General features: G+C 33.7%; 18 protein-coding genes. 9 read left to right on the top strand and 9 right to left on the bottom strand.

The window, feature by feature from the left end; translation table 11 throughout:
* The 3 genes from Q0910_RS19840 to Q0910_RS19850 form a co-directional block, all read left to right on the top strand.
* Window positions 1–984, top strand: a 984-nt coding sequence (locus Q0910_RS19840; protein ID WP_299220351.1) for a RagB/SusD family nutrient uptake outer membrane protein, incomplete at its 5' end; no start/stop codon positions are given.
* Window positions 985–1,362: 378 nt separating this feature from the next.
* Complete coding sequence (locus Q0910_RS19845) at window positions 1,363–2,481, top strand: GNAT family N-acetyltransferase (protein WP_299220354.1); 1,119 nt, start codon at window positions 1,363–1,365, stop codon at window positions 2,479–2,481.
* A 134-nt stretch (window positions 2,482–2,615) separates the two neighbouring features.
* Window positions 2,616–2,801, top strand: coding sequence for a hypothetical protein (locus Q0910_RS19850; RefSeq protein ID WP_299220357.1), 186 nt, complete (start codon window positions 2,616–2,618; stop codon window positions 2,799–2,801).
* 61 nt (window positions 2,802–2,862) lie between these two features.
* On the opposite strand, the gene Q0910_RS19855 is transcribed toward Q0910_RS19850, so the two are convergent.
* From Q0910_RS19855 to Q0910_RS19865, 3 genes are all read right to left on the bottom strand, one after another.
* Window positions 2,863–4,122, bottom strand: a complete 1,260-nt coding sequence (locus tag Q0910_RS19855) for an aminotransferase class I/II-fold pyridoxal phosphate-dependent enzyme (RefSeq protein ID WP_299220360.1) — start codon at window positions 4,120–4,122, stop codon at window positions 2,863–2,865.
* A gap of 150 nt (window positions 4,123–4,272) precedes the next feature.
* Complete coding sequence (locus tag Q0910_RS19860) at window positions 4,273–5,313, bottom strand: cysteine synthase family protein (protein ID WP_299220363.1); 1,041 nt, start codon at window positions 5,311–5,313, stop codon at window positions 4,273–4,275.
* Between the two features lie 91 nt (window positions 5,314–5,404).
* Window positions 5,405–7,465, bottom strand: coding sequence for a S9 family peptidase (locus tag Q0910_RS19865; RefSeq protein ID WP_299220366.1), 2,061 nt, complete (start codon window positions 7,463–7,465; stop codon window positions 5,405–5,407).
* A gap of 145 nt (window positions 7,466–7,610) precedes the next feature.
* Between Q0910_RS19865 and Q0910_RS19870 the strand changes: the two genes are divergently transcribed.
* A complete protein-coding gene (locus Q0910_RS19870; RefSeq protein WP_299220370.1) occupies window positions 7,611–7,934 on the top strand; it encodes a YbaB/EbfC family nucleoid-associated protein in 324 nt (107 codons plus the stop codon).
* A gap of 72 nt (window positions 7,935–8,006) precedes the next feature.
* Here the strand turns inward: Q0910_RS19870 and Q0910_RS19875 are convergent, their stop codons facing one another.
* Window positions 8,007–9,110, bottom strand: a complete 1,104-nt coding sequence (locus tag Q0910_RS19875; RefSeq protein WP_299220371.1) for an OmpA family protein — start codon at window positions 9,108–9,110, stop codon at window positions 8,007–8,009.
* Window positions 9,111–9,343: 233 nt separating this feature from the next.
* On the opposite strand from Q0910_RS19875, the gene Q0910_RS19880 reads away from it, so the two are divergent.
* Window positions 9,344–9,664, top strand: coding sequence for a YegP family protein (locus Q0910_RS19880; RefSeq protein ID WP_299220376.1), 321 nt, complete (start codon window positions 9,344–9,346; stop codon window positions 9,662–9,664).
* Window positions 9,665–9,735: 71 nt separating this feature from the next.
* On the opposite strand, the gene Q0910_RS19885 is transcribed toward Q0910_RS19880, so the two are convergent.
* Window positions 9,736–10,749: a GntG family PLP-dependent aldolase gene (locus tag Q0910_RS19885; RefSeq protein WP_299220380.1), complete on the bottom strand. Its 1,014-nt coding sequence runs from the start codon at window positions 10,747–10,749 to the stop codon at window positions 9,736–9,738.
* Window positions 10,750–10,801: 52 nt separating this feature from the next.
* The gene (locus tag Q0910_RS19890; RefSeq protein ID WP_299220383.1) at window positions 10,802–13,213 is read right to left on the bottom strand and encodes a zinc-dependent metalloprotease; all 2,412 of its coding nucleotides are present in this window, start codon (window positions 13,211–13,213) and stop codon (window positions 10,802–10,804) included.
* Window positions 13,214–13,322: 109 nt separating this feature from the next.
* On the opposite strand from Q0910_RS19890, the gene prfB reads away from it, so the two are divergent.
* Together prfB and arsC are read left to right on the top strand one after the other, a co-directional pair.
* Window positions 13,323–14,421 (top strand): peptide chain release factor 2 gene (prfB, locus tag Q0910_RS19895; RefSeq protein ID WP_299220386.1). Its coding sequence is split into 2 segments (ribosomal slippage): window positions 13,323–13,385 and window positions 13,387–14,421, totalling 1,098 coding nucleotides; the frame shifts between segments, so codons are not numbered across the junction.
* 11 nt (window positions 14,422–14,432) lie between these two features.
* A complete protein-coding gene (gene arsC / locus Q0910_RS19900; protein ID WP_299220388.1) occupies window positions 14,433–14,774 on the top strand; it encodes an arsenate reductase (glutaredoxin) in 342 nt (113 codons plus the stop codon).
* Between the two features lie 96 nt (window positions 14,775–14,870).
* Here the strand turns inward: arsC and Q0910_RS19905 are convergent, their stop codons facing one another.
* The 3 genes from Q0910_RS19905 to Q0910_RS19915 form a co-directional block, all read right to left on the bottom strand.
* The gene (locus tag Q0910_RS19905) at window positions 14,871–17,501 is read right to left on the bottom strand and encodes a DUF5011 domain-containing protein (RefSeq protein WP_299220391.1); all 2,631 of its coding nucleotides are present in this window, start codon (window positions 17,499–17,501) and stop codon (window positions 14,871–14,873) included.
* 72 nt (window positions 17,502–17,573) lie between these two features.
* The gene (locus tag Q0910_RS19910) at window positions 17,574–18,128 is read right to left on the bottom strand and encodes a conjugal transfer protein TraO (protein WP_299220394.1); all 555 of its coding nucleotides are present in this window, start codon (window positions 18,126–18,128) and stop codon (window positions 17,574–17,576) included.
* Window positions 18,129–18,673: 545 nt separating this feature from the next.
* Window positions 18,674–18,850 carry a hypothetical protein gene (locus tag Q0910_RS19915; RefSeq protein WP_162897257.1) on the bottom strand — a complete coding sequence of 59 codons (177 nt, stop codon included), beginning with the start codon at window positions 18,848–18,850 and terminating at the stop codon, window positions 18,674–18,676.
* 184 nt (window positions 18,851–19,034) lie between these two features.
* On the opposite strand from Q0910_RS19915, the gene fumC reads away from it, so the two are divergent.
* Window positions 19,035–20,432, top strand: a complete 1,398-nt coding sequence (gene fumC / locus Q0910_RS19920; RefSeq protein ID WP_299220397.1) for a class II fumarate hydratase — start codon at window positions 19,035–19,037, stop codon at window positions 20,430–20,432.
* 720 nt (window positions 20,433–21,152) lie between these two features.
* Window positions 21,153–22,385: a glycosyl hydrolase family 18 protein gene (locus Q0910_RS19925; protein WP_299220401.1), complete on the top strand. Its 1,233-nt coding sequence runs from the start codon at window positions 21,153–21,155 to the stop codon at window positions 22,383–22,385.
* Window positions 22,386–22,396 lie beyond the last annotated feature (11 nt).

Genomic DNA, 22,396 nt, shown 5'->3' on the forward strand with positions numbered 1-22,396 from the left:
TTTGCTAAAACTTGGTTGCCAGAGAACCAAGCAGCCAGATCGATACCTGCTAAATCTGCAGCCCACTCTTATTTAGCGTTGGTACATTTAACTATCGGTAACTACCAGAAAGCGTATGATGAAGCCAAAGGAGTGATTGATAATGAAGGAACTTACAATTTAGGGTTAGAACCAGATTTTCAGGATTTATTTGATTCTTCTCTAATAGATGCTTCTTTAGAACCCATTTTTGTATTGGATTTTATTGGAGCTAGTAATGGAGATGATGGAAGAGATTATCAAGCAGCATTGACGGGTCTTAGAGATGACCAACAATATGGTCTTGGTGGTGGTTGGTCTGTTGGTGTTCCTTCTTTAGAAGTATACAATACTTGGGATGGTCGGGATTACAGAAAACAGGTTAGCTTAGATACCATAGGACTCTTTAATATAACGGATCCTGTTACAGGTATCCAAACATTAGAGGAAAGACCTTTTACTGTTTTTCGAGAAAGTGGCGCTGGTAGAGGTGTCGATCGTCCGCATATTGCAAAGTATACGCGTGCTATCGGAACAACTGCAACCGGGAATGGTAGAGGATCAGAAGCTAACTATATGATGATGCGTTATGCAGAGGTACTCTTAATTGCGGCAGAAGCATTAAATGAAATAAGTCCAGGATCAAATGAAGCCCACCAATATGTAAATAGAGTGAGAGCTAGAGCAAGAAGTGGGAATGGTTCTGATTTTCCAGCAGATATCTCTGGATTATCACAAGATGATTTGAGAAATGTGGTTTTAGAAGAACGTAAATGGGAACTCGCCTTTGAGTTCAAAAGATGGTATGATATCGCTAGAAGAAGACTCGGTAATGAAGTATTTAGTGCATCAGGTTTAGAAGGTTTAAAGGACAATTTTGATCCTAATCAGGATTATTTATTCCCATTACCCGCAGAGGAATTAGCAAGAAACTCGAACTTATTACCACAAAACCCGGGATATTAAATTATAATAATGTTTTAAATATATAATCGCCTTGTAGAAATGTAATAAAACCTTAAAAATGAGTTGAATTAGCCTTCTAAAATCATTAATGGTTTGATTTAGTTAGACTTCTACCAGCAAAGTAAATGCAACTAATTAAAGATTAGTCAAAATCCTGGATACTAAAGTTGTGTGTGTATGAATAATAAGTAAAATTATTGTTTGTTATGTATCCTTTACTCCATTGATCATTAGTTTGATCAGTGGAGTATTTTTTTATTCAAATCTTTCACTTAACAATTAATACTAATAAGTTATCGATTGATTCATAAATTGAAGCGTTTCCATTAAAATGTTTAATAAAAGGGTCATATATTTGTTATGAACTAGCGAAGTTGTATGATTACGATTAAAGAAATTACCTCCAAAGCAGATTTAACTACATTTGTTAAGTTTCCTTTTGAATTATATAAAGACTCTCCCTATTACGTTCCTTCTATTATTAAAGAAGAGTTAGATGTAATGAATCCCAAAAAAAATCCCGTTTTTAAAAATGCGGTGGCTAGATATTTCTTAGCATATAGAAATGACAAGATAGTAGGAAGAATAGCAGCAATTATTAATTGGATTGAAGTAAAAGAGCAACAAAAATCAAAAGTTCGTTTTGGATGGTTTGATGTCATTGATGATATAGAAGTTACCAAAGCTCTTTTAGAAAGAGTAGCAGAGTTTGGAAAACAGCACTCTCTTGAATATATAGAAGGTCCTGTAGGCTTTTCTAATATGGATAAGGCGGGTATACTGATTAAAGGATTTGAAGAACTTAATACCATGATTACTTGGTATAATTATCCATATTATCAAAAGCATATGGAACAACTTGGTTTTGAAGATGCAGCTACTTGGGTAGAATACAAAATAAAAGTCCCTACAGAAACTAGAGAAAAAGTAATCAAGTTTGCGAAAATAATCAAAGAACGCTATCAACTTCAATTACTTAAATTTAAGAAAAGTAAAGAGCTATTGAAATATGCAGATGATATGTTTGATCTACTGAATAAGACATACAGTAGTCTACAGACATTCGTTCCTATACAGCAGTACCAAATAGAAATGTATAAGAAAAAATACTTACCATATTTAAACCCGGAATACATTACCTGCATTGCTGATAAAAATGGAAAGTTAATTGCTTTTTCGATTGTTATGCCATCATTCTCTAAAGCTTTGAAAAAAATGAACGGTAAGATATATCCATTAAAATTCCTACACATCCTTAAGGCACAAAGAAGAAATGACACCGCTGCTTTTTATCTTATTGGAGTTGATCCAGAATATCAAAATAAAGGAGTAACAGCGCTTATTTTCAAAGAAATGAATGAAACGTTTATTCGCAATGGTATAGAAATGGTAGAAACCAATCCAGAATTGGAAGAGAACAAAGCAATACAAGCCTTATGGAATGATTATGAGCATGAGCAACACAAAATGCGAAGAACATACAGAAAAGATATTTAAAATACCAGCTAACTAAAACCGCCCTTTTCGGGTGGGAAAATTCACTAATGTAATTTCTAAATTAGTCAACATAAGACAGTGATCTGTTCATTAAACACTTTTCAGATCCTTTTATGAATTTAAAACTCAATATTATGTTAGACAGTATTTTAAAAATTAACGGTGTTCAACAATTAAATAGAGAACAACAAAAATCAATTTCCGCAGGATTTGGTCTTAATATAACTTGTTTTAATAATGAAGAATGTCCAAACAGACAAATTTGCTGTTCCGGAGCTTGTATAAATCCGGAAATAGTGTGGCATTTACCAGCATGTTAATTACTGAAAAAAAAATCCGCCAAATAGCGGATTTTTTAGTTTTATATGTTTTTTTATAATCTTATTCTCCCATAGCTTCTGCTAACGCAGCGGACATTATTTTATAGGTTCCATTTTCTAATGTTTCTCTAATAGCTGAAAAGGCATTTAATGTCTCTTCAATATCTTGCATTGTATGAGAAGCAGTAGGAATTAATCTCAACAATATCAACCCTTTAGGAATAACAGGATATACGACAATAGAACAAAAGATACCATGATTTTCTCTAAGATCCTTAACTAACGCCATTGCTTCAGGAATACTTCCTTTTAGGTATACTGGAGTTACACAGCTTTGTGTAGTTCCTAGATCAAAACCTCTATCCCGTAATCCATTTTGCAAAGCATTTACATTCTCCCAAAGTTTTGCTTTTAACTCAGGCATGGTACGCAACATATCCAATCGCTTAAGTGCGCCAACCACTAATTGCATCTGCAATGATTTAGCAAACATCTGCGAACGTAAATTGTATTTTAAATAGTCTATAATTTCTTTATCAGCGGCAATAAAAGCTCCAGTACTTGCCATAGATTTAGCAAATGTAGCAAAGTATACATCAATTTCATCCTGCACCCCTTGCTCTTCTCCTGTTCCTGCACCAGTATCACCTAATGTTCCAAAACCGTGAGCATCATCAACAAACAATCTGAAATTATATTTTTCTTTTAATGCTACTATTTCTTTTAACCTTCCTTGCTCACCACGCATTCCAAAAACCCCTTCAGAGATTAATAAAATTCCTCCTCCAGTTTTTTGAGCCATTCTCGTAGCTCTCATCAGGTTTTTCTCTATACTTTCTATATCATTATGGCGATATGTATATCTCTGTCCTTGATGCAATCTAACTCCATCAATAATACAAGCATGTGCATCTACATCATATACTATGATATCATCTTTACTTACCAATGCATCAATCGTAGATACCATTCCCTGATATCCAAAATTCAATAAATAAGCTGCTTCTTTATCTACAAACTCTGCAAGTTCGTTTTGTAGTTGTTCATGAAGATCTGTGTGTCCACTCATCATTCTGGCACCCATAGGGTATGCAGAACCATATGCAGCTGCAGCCTCTGCATCTACTTTACGAACTTCTTCCATATTAGCAAGCCCCAAATAATCATTAATACTCCAGGTAACTACTTCTCTACCCTGAAACTTCATTCTATTTGATATTGGTCCTTCTAACTTTGGAAAAACAAAATATCCTTCCGCCTGATCTGCCCATTTTCCCAAAGGTCCTTTGTCCTCATATATTTTATCAAATAAATCTCTCATCTACCGCAAATTTGATTTCTTTAAGTGTGCGAAAATACAGAAAATTGACGTGATAGCATAATTATATCCAAAATCACTACTATAAACTATTCTTTCACAAAAAAAGCACCTGTACAATATCAGATGCTCATATTTTTCTACTATTAAATTTTACTTAACAAACTGAACTTTTGTAGCATCTTCTTCGTGAACGCTATCGAAAAATCCTTGTTCCATCATCCATTCATCACTAAACACCTTACTCATATAACGAGATCCGTGATCGGGTAAAATAACTACAATATTACTATTCTCATCAAATTCTCCCTGTCTCGCTAATTGTTTTACACCTTGTATAGCTGCGCCACTAGTATATCCAAGGAACATTCCTTCTGTTTTTACCAATTCTCTGGCTGTATGTGCACTGTCCTCATCGCTTACTTTCTCGAACTTATCAATCACATCAAAGTCTGTTGCACTCGGAATAAGGTTTTTTCCTAAACCTTCAATTCGGTAAGGATAAATCTCTTCTTCATCAAATTCTTTGGTTTCGTGATATTTTTTCAAAACAGATCCGTATGCATCAATTCCAAGCACTCTTATCGCGCTATTTTTCTCTTTTAAATACTTTGCAGTACCAGAAATAGTACCTCCTGTTCCACAACACGCTACAAAATGAGTTACATTACCATTGGTTTGATTCCAAACTTCTGGCCCTGTAGAATTGTAGTGTGCATCAATATTCAATTCATTAAAATATTGATTTATATATACAGATCCTTTTATCTCTTCATGAAGTCTTTTTGCTACCTGATAATAAGATCTGGGATCATCAGCACTTACGTGCGCCGGACACACATAAACTTTTGCTCCCATATTCTTAAGCATAGCAATCTTATCTTTAGAAGATTTAGAGCTAACTGCCAGTATACAATCATAGCCTTTTATAACACTTACCATAGCTAAACTGAAACCTGTGTTTCCACTAGTAGTCTCAATAATAGTATCACCTGGTTTTAGAATACCTTTTTTTTCGGCTTCTTCTATAATATAAAGTGCAATTCTATCTTTAGTGGAGTGCCCAGGATTAAAGGATTCTATTTTTGCATAGAAATTTCCTGGATAGCCTTTCATAATTCTGTTTAATTTTACAAGTGGGGTATCACCTATAAGCTCTAAAACATTGTTATAAGCCTGTATATCTTCTCTCATAAGGTTGTGTTTTACACAGGTCTGTAGAACTGAAAAAGGGGAGTCCACAAACTGTTACAAAAACGCTACGAAGTTACGTTAATTTTTTTAATTAATTCTTTATCCCTTCTAAATCTAGTAAAAAAGCATACTCTTCGGCAACTTCTTTAAGCGCTTCAAATCTTCCTGAAGCTCCTCCATGACCTGCTTCCATATTCGTATGTAATAACAATAGATTCGTATCTGTCTTTAATTCTCTTAGCTTAGCTACCCATTTTGCAGGCTCCCAATATTGTACTTGAGAATCATGTAATCCAGTAGTAACTAACATATTGGGATATTCTTGCGCTACCACATTATCATAAGGCGAATAAGATTTCATATAATCATAATATTCTTTCTCGTTTGGATTACCCCATTCGTCATATTCTCCGGTTGTTAATGGTATACTATCATCCAACATAGTAGTTACAACATCTACAAAAGGCACAGCGGCTACAATTCCATTGTACAACTTTGGTGCCATATTAATTATAGCTCCCATTAGTAACCCACCTGCAGAACCACCCATTCCATAAAGATGTTCAGATGATGTATATCCTTCGTTAATTAAGAACTTAGAACAATCAATAAAATCGGTGAATGTATTTTTCTTTTTAAATAATTTACCATCCTCATACCAGGAACGTCCGAGATATTCCCCTCCTCGTATGTGTGCTATTGCATAAATAAATCCTCTATCCAATAGACTTAAACGTACTGTAGAAAAATATGGGTCTATCGTAGAGCCATATGACCCGTACGCATATTGAAGTAACGGATTAGCGCCATCTTTTTTAGCTCCTTTTTTATAAACCAATGATATCGGCACCCTAGTACCATCAACTGCAGTTGCCCATACTCTCTCAGAGATATAATTGTTCTTATCAAAATTACCTCCTAGTACTTCTTGTTCTTTCTTAACCTCCTTTTCTCTTGTATTCATATCAAAATCAATGACTGAATTAGGAGTAGTTAACGAATTGTATGCATACCTGAGTGTCTTAGTATCAAAATCCACATTGGTACTTACATAAGCTGTGTAGGTTTCATTATCAAATGGAAGATAGTAATCATCAGTGCCATCCCATTTCTTAATATTAATTCTATTTAATCCATTACTACGCTCGCTTATTACCAAATACTCTTTAAAAATATCAACGTCCTCTAACAAAACATCTTTACGATGAGGAATAAGATTCTTCCAATTTTCTTTCAAAGTGTCTTTTTCCGAAACCTTCATTAGCTTAAAATTCTTAGCCTCATCCGCATTAGTTAACACATAGAAACTATCCTTATAGTGAGCTATTCCATATTCTAAACCTCTAACTCTAGGTTGAAACACAGTAAATTCTCCAATAGGGTTATCTGCTTTTAAAATATGATATTCAGAAGTTAATGTACTACTAGATCCTATTACTATATATTTTTTAGATTTTGTCTTATAAACGAAAGTATTGAAAGTATCATCTTTTTCATGATAAACCTCCACATCATCCTCAGCATTTGTATTCAGGGTATGCCTAAAAATTTTATATGATCTCAGCGTTTCGGTATCTTTCTTAGTATAAAACAGCGTTTTACTATCTGCTGCCCAAGTACTGCCTCCAGTCGTGGTTTCGATTTCATCCGGATATATCTCACCTGTTATAAGATTTTTAATACGTATCGTATATTTCCTTCTGCTTACGGTGTCTACTCCAAAAGCTATTAATGTGTTATCCGGACTCACATTTAATCCAACCATTTTAAAATAAGCGTGCTCTTCTGCTTCTTTGTTACAATCGAATAATATTTCTTCAGGAGCATCGAGACTTTCTTTTTTTCTCGCATATATGGGATAATCTCTTCCCGTCTCATAACGGGTAATATACCAATATCCATTTAGTTTATATGGCACAGAAGCATCATCTTCTTTAATTCGGCTTTTCATCTCTTCAAAAAGATTTTTTTGAAAATCCTTCGTATGAGCGGTCATTCTATCATTAAAGTCATTTTCACATTTTAAATAATCGATCACTTCCGGATTATCTTTATCATTGAGCCAAAAATAATTATCAACACGAATATCCTCGTGTTTTTCCAGATGTGTAGCTTTTCTGTCTGCGATTGGGCTGTGAATTTCTATCTCCAATGTTCTTTCTTTATTATAGTTACGCGAAGTTGCAAAAATAATAGTTAACGATCATATAACTCTATGGCTTTTCACAATAATCTCTTAGTTTATTAACAGGTAAAATACTAATTTTGTTCTTAATTAATCATTAAAAAAATTACCAATGTTTGGAGATATGATGGGAATGATGGGTAAACTAAAGGAAACCCAGAAAAAAGTAGAGGAAACGAAAAAAAGATTAGATACTGTTTTAGTAGATGAAAATAGTACAGATAATCTTCTTAAAGTTACAATTACGGCAAATCGTGAAATCAAAAGTATTTCTATTGCCGATGAATTGCTAAATGATAAAGAGCAATTAGAGGATTATCTGATCCTTACACTTAATAAAGCTATTGCCAGCGCTACAGCAGTTAATGAAGCTGAACTAGCTGCGGTGGCTAAAGAAGGAATGCCAAATATTCCTGGATTAGACTTATTTAAATAAAATCCAAAAATCCATAGAAACAACAAAAGGAAGCAATTTGCTTCCTTTTGTTGTTTTTAACCTAATAACAAATTAGTTATTAATTAATCTAAATTCTGTTCTACGGTTTGATGCGTGCTGGCGCTCTGTACAAGTAATTCCATCCGCACATCTGTTTTTTAATCTATTCTCTCCGTATCCATTAGCTACTAATCTACTACCATTTACTCCTTTAGAAAGTAAATATGTAACTACAGCCTGTGCTCTTCTTTCAGAAAGGCTCTTATTACTTGACTTAGATCCTCTAGCATCTGTATGAGAAGCAATTTCCATTTTAGCACCTGAATTGCTAGCCAATACCGGCATTAATCTGGTATCAATAATACTCTTAGCCTCTGCAGTTAATGTAGCACTACCTACATTCCAGTTAATTGGTAATGCAGAATACTCTACTAAGGAACACTCTACTTCTTTCCAAGTTGTTAATCCTCCTTTTTGAGTAAGTACTTCTTTGCTTACTGTTTTAAAAGTAGCAGGAACGACTACTTCTTCAGTATATGAATCTTTAACCATAACCGTTTTAGTAATAGTTGCGTATTCTGCAGGAATTACTTCCTCAATAACTCGAGCCGGTTCAGCGATTATCCTTTTTGTATACGTACTTGATTGTTCTGCGATTGCAGAACTTTTTGTAGTAGCATCCGCACTTAATGTCTGAACTGGCACAGTCGTAAACTCAGCTGGATATCCTTTATAACACCAGTAACGACAGTCATCTGGATTACTTGATGCACAATCAGGAGCTGGAGACCCAAGTTCCCACTGAGCGTAAGCCGGTTTGATTTCTACTGTTTCTGCTCCTTTACCAAATTTAGCAGGAACAACTGCTAATTTTGAAGCTCCTTGTTTCTTAATAAAAGTTACAGTTTCATTTTTATATTTAGCAGGTATAGCAGTAAGTTTTTTTCCTTCTTCTTTTACTAATACTTTTTCAGTTACGGTTTCGAAAGTAGCAGGATATGTTTTTAGTTTTTTATACTCTGGAGTTATCTGCACTTTTACAGTTTGGTTCTCATATACGTCAGGAGTTGTACAACGTACATAACATTTCCCCGGTTCTGGATTAGCCGGTAGGTCTTGAGATTGAGCGGTAATCCCTGCAAATGCAAGTAATACCAATAAAATGCGGTTTTTCATGTTTTGATGATTTTGTGGTTATTATTATGTTACACTTAAAGGTACGAAATTAAGTAGATGAAAAGAAAATGTTAAAATTAACATTTAAAAAAAATAATGTTTTTTCGATGTATTGTTTATTTATCCGATAAAAGACCTAAAAAACTAAATTTGCATTTTTTTATATTTTTCTTTCTCCTTTTTATTCTATATTTTTATCAAAATCATTCTAAAATTCTTTAAAACTCGACAATATGTTTGAACTCAAAAATAAGGAAGGATCCAGTTATCATTTCACTTTGAAAGCAAAAAATGGACAAGTAATTCTAAGTAGTGAGGTGTACAACAGTAAAGCTGCAGCTGTTAATGGAATAGCTTCTGTACAGAAAAATGCTGTTGAGGATGGAAGATATGAACGAAAAACGGCTAAGGATGGAAAGTTCTTTTTTAATCTAAAAGCTTCTAATGGTCAAGTAATTGGTAGCAGCCAGATGTATTCTTCCGAATCCGGAATGGAAAACGGTATTAACTCTGTAAAAGAGAATGCTGCGGAAGCTGACACTAAAGAAGTTTAAATGTAATAAGTATTATAATTTATAAATTTAAGTAAAGCTGTTCACTTCATATTGAACAGCTTTACTTTTTTTCATATCGCTTGTAATAATTCCAAAAAATATTCGTGCATTTCTTGAGTATAATCTAAATGTGTTACAAACCTAAGTTTTCCTTGCCCCATCCCATAAAAGTGAATATTCTTCGTAGCCATCTTTGTTATAAACTCCTCTTCACTACCATCAATAGTAAATATAATAATGTTTGTATCGATAGGCTCAACACCTGTTACAAAGGGTAATTCTTGTAAAACCTGTCCAATCTCTTTAGCCTTTTTATGATCTTCTTGTAAACGATCTATGTGATTCTCTACTGCATATAAACCTGCTGCTGCCATATATCCAATTTGGCGCATACCTCCTCCTAATACTTTTCTAATCCGGATAGATTTTTGCATAATTTCCTGATTACCAACTAATACAGAACCCATTGGCGCTCCTAATCCTTTGCTGAGGCATACAGAAATGGTATCAAATACTTCTCCATATTGCTTAGGATCTTCTTTTTTAGCTATTAAAGCATTCCATAATCGCGCTCCATCCAAATGATATCCCAAATTATGATCAGTGCACACCTTTTTGATTTTAATAATTTCTTGAAAATCATAACAAGCGCCTCCACCTTTATTGGTAGTATTTTCTACGCAAACCAAACTTGTTAAAGGGCTATGATAAAAATCCGGTGGATTAATGGATGCTAGAACCTGATCAGCAGTTATCATACCTCTATTCCCATTAATCAACTTGCACGAGACTCCACTGTTAAAAGAAACTCCTCCTCCTTCATAATTAAACACATGAGCATATTTATCTGCAATCAATTGTTCTCCTGGTTGTGTATGCAATTTTATAGCCGCCTGATTCGCCATGCTACCAGATGGAAAAAACAAGGCACTCTCTTTACCAAACATATTGGCTATTCTTTCTTCTAAAGCATTAACTGTCGGATCCTCTTTATACACATCATCTCCCACTTCTGCGTTCATTATTTCATTAAGCATTTCTGGGGTAGGTTTGGTAACTGTATCACTCCTAAGATCTATTATCATATACTATTTTAGTTAAAACGTTTATAATTTGTTATCAATGCTCCTAAACTAGTTAAAACTCACATCTAAAACTTCCGATAGGAGAGCCATCCGGAATTTTTGGCGAAGGTACTATTTTAAATCTTTCAGGTTTGGTCATAAAATCCTGGATTTGCTTTAAATAATAGTCATTATAAACTGTATTTGAATCTTTTCGTTTGTCAGCACTTAATAGATACCTAACGTTGTTCAGCGAAGCATATGCCAAAGCCCTTACCTGAGGATAACTATTACCATTAACACTCAGATTCATTAGATATTTTAATGTATTGCTTTTTACTGTATGTTGAATTTCGTTATGATAACTATTTTTAGGCTTAGCCTCAAAAACTACTTTAATTAATTTATCTAAAACTTCTGATGCTCCTAATTGTTTTGGGTCTAGACTACTTTGTTGTACTAATCGCGAAACTCTTTCTGGATGTAGTAATAGAGACAAGCTCATATCACTGGCAGTAGATGCAGCACTCAGAGCATCAAAAGCTACACCTGTTTTACTATTAAAAGATTCTCTAGAACGACCATAACCAAAAGCTCTAGGAGGAAACAATTTTAATTTATCTTCAGGAATAGCCAAAACTTCAGGAGATAACGTTTTCAATATTTGATCTAGTGCTTCCTTTTGTTCTTTTTCTGAAATCACTTCAACGATTGTCTGTTTATCTCCTTTGGTAGCATAGTTATAATTAAGACCTCCGATTAACTTTACTGCTGCTTCCGTTTGGTACCTATGAAAAAAATACAAAGGAACGAATACATCTTCTAAAACCGAATACGCTTCACCGATTCTAATATTATCTTCAGAGAAATTACGAATTGCTGTTTCTCTAACTTCTAATACATTTTTTAATTCTTCAGAAGCACTTTTTCCATTATCCCAAAGATGAGCTAAACCATGTGCTCCTCCTCGAGGCCTTGCATCACTATCCGAAATAAAACGCAATCCAGAAGCATAAGCATTATCTAAAATTTTATTTAGCTGCTGACTTTCATCTACTTCCTTATCAAATTCCGAATAACTATAAGCTACTGTTACTTTATCCCAAACTCCTATTTTAGTGTCATAAGCATCAGAAAAATCAATTTCTCCATCTTTTAATCTTATGGTCGGATGAGGATAATCCATAACCGATGCTCTATTACTGGTGCTTGCTGCAAAGTTATGTGCAAATCCAATAGTATGCCCCACTTCATGTGCTGACAATTGACGAATCCTAGCCAGAGCCATATCCAGCATTGGTTTATAATTATCATCATTACCAGCAAAAGGCATATTTGATAAAGCTTGTGCAATAAGAAAATCTTGACGGATTCTTAAACTACCTAAACTTACGTGCCCTTTTAATATTTCTCCAGTTCTTGGATCTACAACACTTGCTCCATAACTCCATCCTCTTGTAGATCGATGTACCCATTGAATTACATTATACCTTAAGTCCATTGGATCAGCATCTTCCGGAAGCATTTTTACCTGAAAAGCATCTCTAAATCCAATAGCTTCATACGCTTGGTTCCACCATCTTGCACCTTCTAACAATGCAGATCTTACAGGTTCTGGAGTTCCAGGATCTAAATAATAGATAATAGGCTCTTTAGCTTCGCTTACTGCTAATTCTGGATTTTTCTTTTCTAACCTATGTCTAGTTATATATCTTTTTACAATAGGTTCCTGTATTGGTGTCGCATAATCTAGATAAGATATTGATAAAGTTCCACTCCTAGGATCAAATTCTCGTTTGTTATAATTATTATCCGGTAATTCTACAAAAGAATGATGTTGAATTACGGTAAGAAACTTTGAATCTGGTGCTACTGACCAAATATTTCCTTGCTTAGGTGATCCCTTATATGTCAACAATGCTTCGAATTCGACATTTTTCGGAAAAGCCTTTGTTTTTTCTAAACTTAAGGCACTTTTAGTTTTATCTACGCTATAAGCACCTTCTTTCTGATTTTTTAATCTATTAATCACACCATGAGTATCTTGTAATAAAAAAGGTGTCAAATCAATAATATAACTACTCTCTTTTTGTTCTTTTATAGGAAAACCAAATAACACAGATTTGGCAAATGCCTGTTCTACACTTTTTTTCTCGAGTTTGTTTTCCGTAATAGCTCTATATCTTTGATTAGGTTGCACTAATAACAATTTGTTTCCTGCTTTTTGAAACTTTACAACCACACCATCCCCTATTTGCCCTCTATCCAATCCAATATCATTAGATCCTAAACCGGTGGCTAACGAATGGACATATAAAAACTCTGTGTTTAATTTATTTACTTCTAAATATATCTCATCCTTACTTTCGTTATAATGAAAATTAAAATACCCATTATAAGATTTTAAATCCTTTTGTTTTTCTAGAAACTGTGCCGAAAGAAAATGGCAAACTATTAAAAACAAGCAAGTAATATTTATTTTCATCTTGAAATGATTTAGTGTGATTTTGAAAAAGCCATAAAACTATAAAATAATAGTAAAATTGTTTCCTACTGAACTGTTAAATCCTATTTTTGTCAAAAATAACTGAAATATGATTAATACTGAGACTTTACAGGATCTTAGGGAGCGCCTGGTTGCGTTAAGGAGGTATCTTTGACATTGATGCCAAACTTATCGAAATAGCTAACGAAGAAGAAAAAACATATGCACCTGATTTTTGGGATAATGCTCAGGAAGCAGAAAAACTAATGCGTGCTCTTAACGCAGAAAAAAAGTGGGTTTCTGAATATGAAAAAAGTGTTACCCTTGTTGATGATCTCGAAATTCTTTACGAATTCTATAAAGAGGGAGATGCAACAGAAACAGAAGTAGATGAACGTCATTCCATTGCCTTAGATCTTATAGAACACCTTGAGTTTAAGAATATGCTTAGTGAAGAAGGAGATAGCATGAGTGCCGTAATCCAGATTACAGCTGGGGCTGGAGGAACAGAAAGTTGCGATTGGGCAAGTATGCTTATGCGTATGTATCTAATGTGGGCAGAGAAACAAGGTTATAAAATTAGAGAACTTAACTATCAAGGAGGAGATGTTGCCGGAATCAAAACGGTAACCTTAGAAATTGATGGTGAATACGCTTTTGGATGGCTTAAAGGCGAAAATGGAGTGCATAGATTAGTACGCATCTCTCCTTTTGACAGTAATGCTAAAAGACATACATCTTTTGCTTCCATATATGTGTATCCATTAGCGGATGATAGTATTGAAATCGATATTAACCCATCCGATTATGAAATCATCACATCTAGATCCAGTGGTGCCGGAGGACAAAATGTAAACAAAGTAGAAACTAAAGTACAACTTACCCACTTCCCTACTGGAATTCAAATCTCATGTTCAGACACTAGATCACAGCAAGAAAACCGATTAAAAGCACTGCAAATGCTTAAATCACAACTTTTTGAACTTGAACTCAAAAAACAACAAGCGCAAAGAGATGAAATTGAAGCCTCTAAAATGAAAATTGAGTGGGGATCTCAAATTCGTAACTATGTAATGCACCCTTATAAACTGGTAAAAGATGTTAGAACTGCAGAAGAAACCGGAAATGTGGATGCTGTTATGGATGGAAACATTGATGCTTTCCTAAAAGCATATCTTATGATGATGGGACAAAGAATTGAAGATTAATAATTATAGATATGACAACAATATATCATAACCCAAGATGTAGCAAATCCAGACAATGTCTTGCCATTTTGGAAGAAAAGAACGAAGATCTGAATATCATCAAATATTTAGACAATCCTTTGACTGAAGCAAAATTATCTGAAATCATCGATCTTCTTGGAATAAAGCCTATTGACTTAGTTCGAAAAAATGAAGCTATCTGGAAACAAGAATTTAAAGGTAAATCTCTAACAGATAATGAGCTGATAAGAATTATGTGTGAGCATCCTAAACTAATCGAAAGACCTATTGTAACAAAAAACAATAAAGCCATTATTGGAAGACCTCCTGAAAGAGTTATTGATATCCTATAACATACTAAAAAAGCCTCAAAACTAAAGTTTCGAGGCTTTTTAAATTATTTAAAAACTGTCAACCTATTTAAGGACGACTAAAATACTACAGAATAATTATTGGGGTATTCCATTTCCTGCCCCCATATTACCATTAAAAGTTTCTCCAGATACCTGAATACTGAAACCTGTTCCGCTATTAACACTAGTTCCATCTGGATTGTGTGATCCAGTAATATTTGCTATACCATTGGCTGGCATTATAAATGTAAATCCGCTTGTTTCATCATTACCATCTCCATCAGAATCCAAACATTGTTCACCTCCAGTAAGACCCCAACAGGTAATACCTATACCTAAATTTAAATTATTGGTATCACGGGCTTGCATTGTTGCATTACCACTTCCTGTTCCTCCAGATGTCATCGAAATTTCTACTGTTGCTCCTGCCGGGGCATTCAGTACACCCGTGACTCTATTAAAACTAACTACAGCTTCTACTATTATCGTTCTAGTAACTTCTATCGCATTATTTCCTGCTGCATCCTGCACATTATATCTTATTATATATGTACCTGCAGTATTTAGATCTACATTACCAGTTGTTACAATCTGAGACGTAAGGTCTCCATCAATATTGTCTAACGCTGTAGCACCAGGATCCGTATAACTACTTCCTAGTGGAATCGTAAAAGAAGGGGCTCCTATCAAAGTAATTACTGGAGCAATATTATCAATTACTCTAACAGTTCTTGTAATTGTAGCTATATTTCCTGAAGAATCTTCTACACTGTAAGTCAACACATAATCTCCAGGTGTATTTACATCAACCGTTCCTGAAACAGTAATACCAGAAGTTAAATTACCATCAACATTATCACTTGCATTAGCTCCAGGATCATTAAATATATTCCCCACATTCACTAGAAAAGGATTAGCTCCTTCTAATGTTATCACAGGATTAGTACTATCTACTACATTTACCGTTCTGACTGCTTCTGTATTATTACCGGAAGAGTCAGTTACACTATATATTATGGTATATTCACCTAACGTATTAACATCAACAGTCCCTGAGGTTTCTATTTGACTAGAAATATCACCATCGATATCATCAACAGCTGTAGCACCAGGATCATCAAAGGCTTCTCCAAAACTTATTTCTAGAGGATTATCTCCTAATAAAGTAATCATTGGTGGATTATCACTAATAACATTTACTGTTCTTATTTCAGAAACTTCATTACCAGCCACATCGCTAACAGTATAAGTTAGCATATAATCACCTACAACATTAACATTAACCGAACCTGTTACCGCTATTTGCGAACTTATATTTCCATCAATATTATCAGTCGCTGTAGCTCCCGGGTCACTGAAAGCATCGCCTTCTCTTACTAGGAAAGGGTTATCACCAATAATAGTAATTACTGGAGGGATATTATCAACTACATTTACAATACGTTCAGTTGATGAAGTATTTCCTGATGAATCTTCTATACTATAAACTAAAGTATAGGCTCCTGGAGTATTTGTATCAACTACACCAGAAACTGTAATATTAGCAGAAATATCACCATCAATATCATCGGTTGCCGTAGCTCCTGGATCTGAAAAAGTGTCTCCAACATTGATTGTGACTTCGCTATCACCAATCAACTCTATAACAGGAGCTGTCCCATCAGGATTCCTGAAATTTAATAGTAAAGAAGCTTCTTTGGATACGGTAATAATATTCGCATTATCTACTCTAAAGTCTAAATTATGTGCTCCTTCAGCGGTTCCTATATATGTCCCGATACTCGAACCAGCCTGGATTGGAATATTATCTCCAGCTTGATAAGTTTCGCCATTATATACCACATTACCGGCGTTAGAAGTTCTATAATTCATTACATAACTTGAGGTCCCTGCGATTTCAGTAATAGTAAAATTTATAACTGCTCCAGAGTTAGTTGTAAATATAACATCACTATCCAATGTTGCTGCAAATGTGAAATCCGGTGTTTCTCCTACTTCTATTCTGATTATTTTTGATTTAGAAATACCGAAACTACTAGTAGCTGTAAATGTAATCTCAACTGCTCCAACCGTTAGTCCTCCAAACTTCCAAGTAGAATCACCAATCGGAATTTCAACCGTAGTCTCCGGATCCAGAACCGCTCCATCTACAATTACGCTTCCCGTTCCTAATACATCCGCATCTGGTGTTCCAAAAACATATTGCACATCGTAAGTTGCTGAACTAACCTCTTCAATATTAAGGTTTAAATCAATTTCTCCATTTACATATGTAATAGCTTCAGGAAATGGTACCACATCAAATGTAAAATCTGTATCATTTACATTATAAGTTAATATAAATTCTTCTTCTCTATTAGATTGATCTCTTATGGTTAAAGTTACTTTATTAGCACCAACTACAGTTCCCTGATACTCTATAGTGTATTCAGGGCCTTCGGGTAAATCAACAAATTCATTTTCTGCTATGGCTACGGTGTTCAAAAAATATGATCCAGCACCTTCAGTAACATTATATTTTATCTGATAATCTCCTACATTTATATCAGTTACTCCTGTTATAGTAAATTGAGATTCTTTTTTGGTATCTACAAATGTTTCTATAGTAGTCTCGCTAAATTCTACTTTAAAAAACACTACTAAGTCATCTGTAATTTCTTTTGTACAGGCTATCCCAATAAATAAAAGAACGATACCTGAAACGATATATTGATAAAAATTTTTCATCTATATTATGTTTGTTTATTTTAATTATCCTATTATCAAAAACTTCTTTTTAGAAGCTTCTTTCTAAAAAAATTATTTTAGTATTAATTTAATTCCAACACCAAAATAAGGAGTGAACTCTCCAATATCGCTATTGAAGTGATATATCTCTTGGGCCTTAATATTAATCGCTACTGTTGGAATTAAAAATATGTCAGCATCTAATCCTGCATATGCACCAAAAACTACATTACTTGTCTCAATGTTCAGCACCTGATTATTTTCTAAAATCTCATCGCCATTATTAATAACTTCGTAACCTACAGTTCCTCCTGCACCAAGAGCAAGAGCAAAAGTTCTCTTATTATTCCTAAGAACATCAAAAAAGAACCCCGCATTAAAGGCATACAAATTGACAGGTATTTTTATATCCTCAAACTCTAATTTTGTAAAATTAGTTTGAATAGCGAATTGTAAATAATCAAATTCATTTACCTTGTAATCAAGCGCAGCTATTCCGGCAAAACCTCCATCCACGTAACCTCCCGTTAATGACAAAGCAGTTTTATGACTCTGAGCATACATTGAAATTGAAGAAAAAAGAATAAAGACAACTAATAATGAGTTAGTACTTAGAAGTTTTTTCATAAACTCTATTTTATAATTTTTGATAATATTTATTTTTTTGCATTTTCCCACAAAAACAGCTGCAAAACTAAAAAACCGAAACGTATTTTGCACTATAAATATTGTGTCTTTGTTGTAACTAAATTCTTTCAAATCACAAAAAAATATAAATATTATTGCTTTTTTGTTAATTTAACACAACCTCATACAATCACAATAGACTTACAATGAACATAATACATTATTTAACGCGTCTTTAACCCCCATCCTTACACCCTAATCACATTTTTGGAAACTTGTTTTCAAAAAAAATACGAAAAAGATTGTTTTATGGTTATTTACCATAATAATTGGGACATCGTCTTTAGCTCAACAAAATGAAGTAAAGATAACAGGAGAAATTATCGACGATGAAAACAAAGAACCTTTGGAATACGTTACTGTTTCCTTTATAATCCCAAAAGAAAATAAAACTTTAACTTACTCAATAACAAACAATAATCAAACAAAAAAAAGGGAATCGATTGGCCGATTCCCTTTTTTTAATATATAACTAATGCTATTACTTAAGCCTCTTCTCTAGCCTTACGTTTAGCTTCTTGCTTTAACTTAAAGTTTTCAATAGTAGCTCCAAAAATCCAGTAAGGAACCACAAAGGTTAATAAAAATATCATTAACCAAAATCCTATTGTAAGGATCGTTAAGAATGCTAAAAAACCAAGGTATTGATCAAATTCGAACATAACAGTAATCTAATTTCAATTTTTGCCAAAGATAATAACTCTTCCTTTTATCTCATAACATAAATATGATTTATTTTTAAAACTAAAACTTTAATACAATTCCCTTTTAAAAAGTACATTCTTTATTCAGAAATAGCTATACAAATTCTTAAATTTGCCCTTCGAAAAACAAATCATCACGGTTATGGAATATAGAATAGAAAAAGATACAATGGGCGAAGTAAAGGTGCCTGCTGATAAACTTTGGGGAGCTCAGACAGAACGTTCCAGAAACAACTTTAAAATTGGCGCACCATCTTCAATGCCTTTAGAAATAGTATACGGTTTTGCTTATCTTAAAAAAGCTGCTGCTTTTACCAATTGCGAATTGGGTGTTCTTCCTATTGAAAAGAGAGATCTAATTGCACAAGTATGTGATGAAATTCTAGAAGGAAAACACGATGATCAGTTTCCATTGGTAATATGGCAAACCGGATCCGGTACACAAAGTAATATGAATGTAAATGAAGTCATTGCGAATCGTGCACATCAATTAGCAGGAAAAACTATTGGAGAAGGAGAAAAAACTATTCAGCCTAATGATGATGTGAACAAGTCTCAATCTTCTAACGATACATTCCCCACTGGTATGCATATCGCTGCCTACAAAAAGATTCTTGAAGTTACTATACCTGGTATCACACAACTAAGAGATACATTAAAGAAGAAATCAGAAACTTTTAAAAATGTTGTAAAAATTGGTCGCACACATTTTATGGATGCTACTCCGTTAACCATTGGACAAGAGTTATCGGGCTATGTTTCTCAACTGGATCATGGTATTAAAGCTTTAGAAAACACATTACCACATTTAGCAGAAATTGCTTTAGGTGGAACCGCGGTTGGAACTGGTTTAAACACGCCTAAAGGATATGCTAAAAGAGTATCAGAATTTATTGCTCAGTTTACAGGTTTACCATTTATCACTGCAGAAAACAAATTTGAAGCACTAGCAGCTCATGATGCATTTGTGGAAACACATGGAGCATTAAAACAAATAGCAGTTTCCTTAAATAAAATAGGAAACGATATTAGAATGTTAGCTTCAGGACCAAGAAGTGGAATTGGTGAGCTTATTATTCCTGCTAATGAACCTGGAAGTTCAATTATGCCTGGAAAAGTAAATCCTACTCAATGTGAAGCATTAACCATGGTTTGTGCCCAAGTATTAGGTAATGATGTCGCTATCAATGTTGGAGGAATGCAAGGACATTTTGAACTAAATGTCTTTAAACCTGTTATGGCAGCAAATCTATTACAGAGTGCTCAGTTAATTGGTGATTCTTGTGTTTCTTTTGATGTACATTGCGCACAAGGTATAGAACCAAATCAAGCAAGAATTACAGAGTTGTTGAATAATTCATTGATGCTGGTAACTGCTCTTAATACCAAAATAGGATATTATAAAGCTGCAGAAATTGCCAACACAGCGCATAAAAACGGAACTACGCTAAAGCAAGAAGCAGTAGCCCTAGGTTATGTTACTGAAGAAGAGTTTGATCAATGGGTTAAACCAGAAGATATGGTTGGAGCTCTTAAATAAAGACAGTAATACCTTTTATACCAAATAAAAAACCGGATGCACGAGCATCCGGTTTTTTGTCCCCACTATTATAACTAACTATTAGAATTTCCCCCAAAATTCTAATATGTTGTATCTTCCAATTTACAATTACATCCTATCTATGTATCGCGTGGCTACATGCACTTGGAAGTTCTCTTAAAAATTCTCTTATAAATTTGAAATTAATGCGAAATGATTTCATAATATCGTTGTGTAAAGTTTTTGAATAGTCTTTGATTTTTATTTAATATAAAAGTAATTGCTTTTGTAATCATATGAAATACGTGAAAACCCCTGTATTTCATCTTTCCTCTTTGTCTTTAGCTATTATCTGTGTATAGCGTGACTACTAGCTTTAGGAAGTTCTTGTAAAAAATCTAAAATAAAACGGAAATTAATGCCTAGTAAGTTCATAATGATAGTATGTGTAAAAATGGTTTGTAAATCTTTTATTAATATCTCTGGCACAAATATACTTCAGGAATACACATCGCACAATGGGGGAAAACACCCGAAATGACTAGTGGGATATCCCCTTTTATCAACCAAGATTCTTAAAAACAACACTTTACACCAATAATTAATTAATAAAAAGAAGAGTTTTATAACAAGATTTGATCTTAATTATTACTATTAATATAAATATGGAAGGTATATCATTATCTTTAATACCCACACTCATAAGTTATATCGATTTATATGAAGAAACTATTCTTTGCGATTTTTCCGTTAGCACTATTAATTAGCTGCAATATTGATCTTACATCCAAGGATAACAAAGAAAACTCGGTACACTCGATCGATAGCATCAATTTTATTAGTCAACGTCATTTACACAATCAGAAATTTGAAGCTCTTAATTTTAAAACTGAAGTGCAATGGGATAGTCTAAATACTATTTCTCCTAAAAAAGTACTTCACAAAAAAGGAAAAGTTCATCCTGATATTCGCACATTTGGTTGGCATATCTATTCTAACGGTTCTTCCTATAAAAATTATAATTTCTCTATGCTATGGGGGCTCTCGTATTTTTCATATGCTTTGCAACCAAAAACAGGAAGTTATAAAAGTATTTATCAATGGAAAACGACTTCTTTAATAGACAGTGCTAAAACAAAAGGTTGCAAAGTTTTTTTTTCTGTTTCTAATTTTGGAAGTAAAAACAATACTATTTTCCTAAGAAATCAAAAAGCTCAGAAGACACTAATAGATAGTATATCCAGTTTATTAGCATTAAGATCCGCAGACGGAATAAATATTGATTTTGAAGGAGTTTCAAAAAAAGACAAAGAATACTTTACCAAATTTATCATTGAGATTTCGAAAAGCCTAAAACAAGATAACCCTAACTATATGGTTTCTCTATGTCTTTACGCCATTGACTGGAACGATATTTTCGATATAAACGCCATTGATTCATATATAGATTTTTATACTTTGATGGGATATGATTATTACGGAAGCTTTAGTAAAACCACTGGACCTGTAACACCTTTTAAAAAAAGCAAGAAATTTGGAAATGGTCTGGAAACATCAGTCGATCACTACAAGAATAAAGGTATCCAGCTCAACAAACTAATTGTTGGATTACCTTATTATGGAGCAGAGTGGTATACTAAAAACCCTGAAATAGGTACAATAGTGACAAAATTCAAATCCCATCCTCCTTATAAATCAATAAGGCAATTATATATTGATTCATTAAAAACACCCATACAATTTGACCCCAAAAGTGCTTCCAGTTATATAATTATCAAAGACGGTAATAAAGCATATAGACAGCTATTCTTTGAGGACGTACAATCACTATCTATTAAGTATGATTGGATAAAAAATAATAAGATCGGAGGTGTAGGAATTTGGGCGCTGGGATATGATGATGGTTATTCTGAGTTTTGGGATTTGCTAACTGAGAAATTTTCGCAGGAATAAAATACACTACG

Source organism: uncultured Aquimarina sp. (assembly GCF_947495315.1).
Classification (GTDB): Bacteria; Bacteroidota; Bacteroidia; order Flavobacteriales; family Flavobacteriaceae; genus Aquimarina.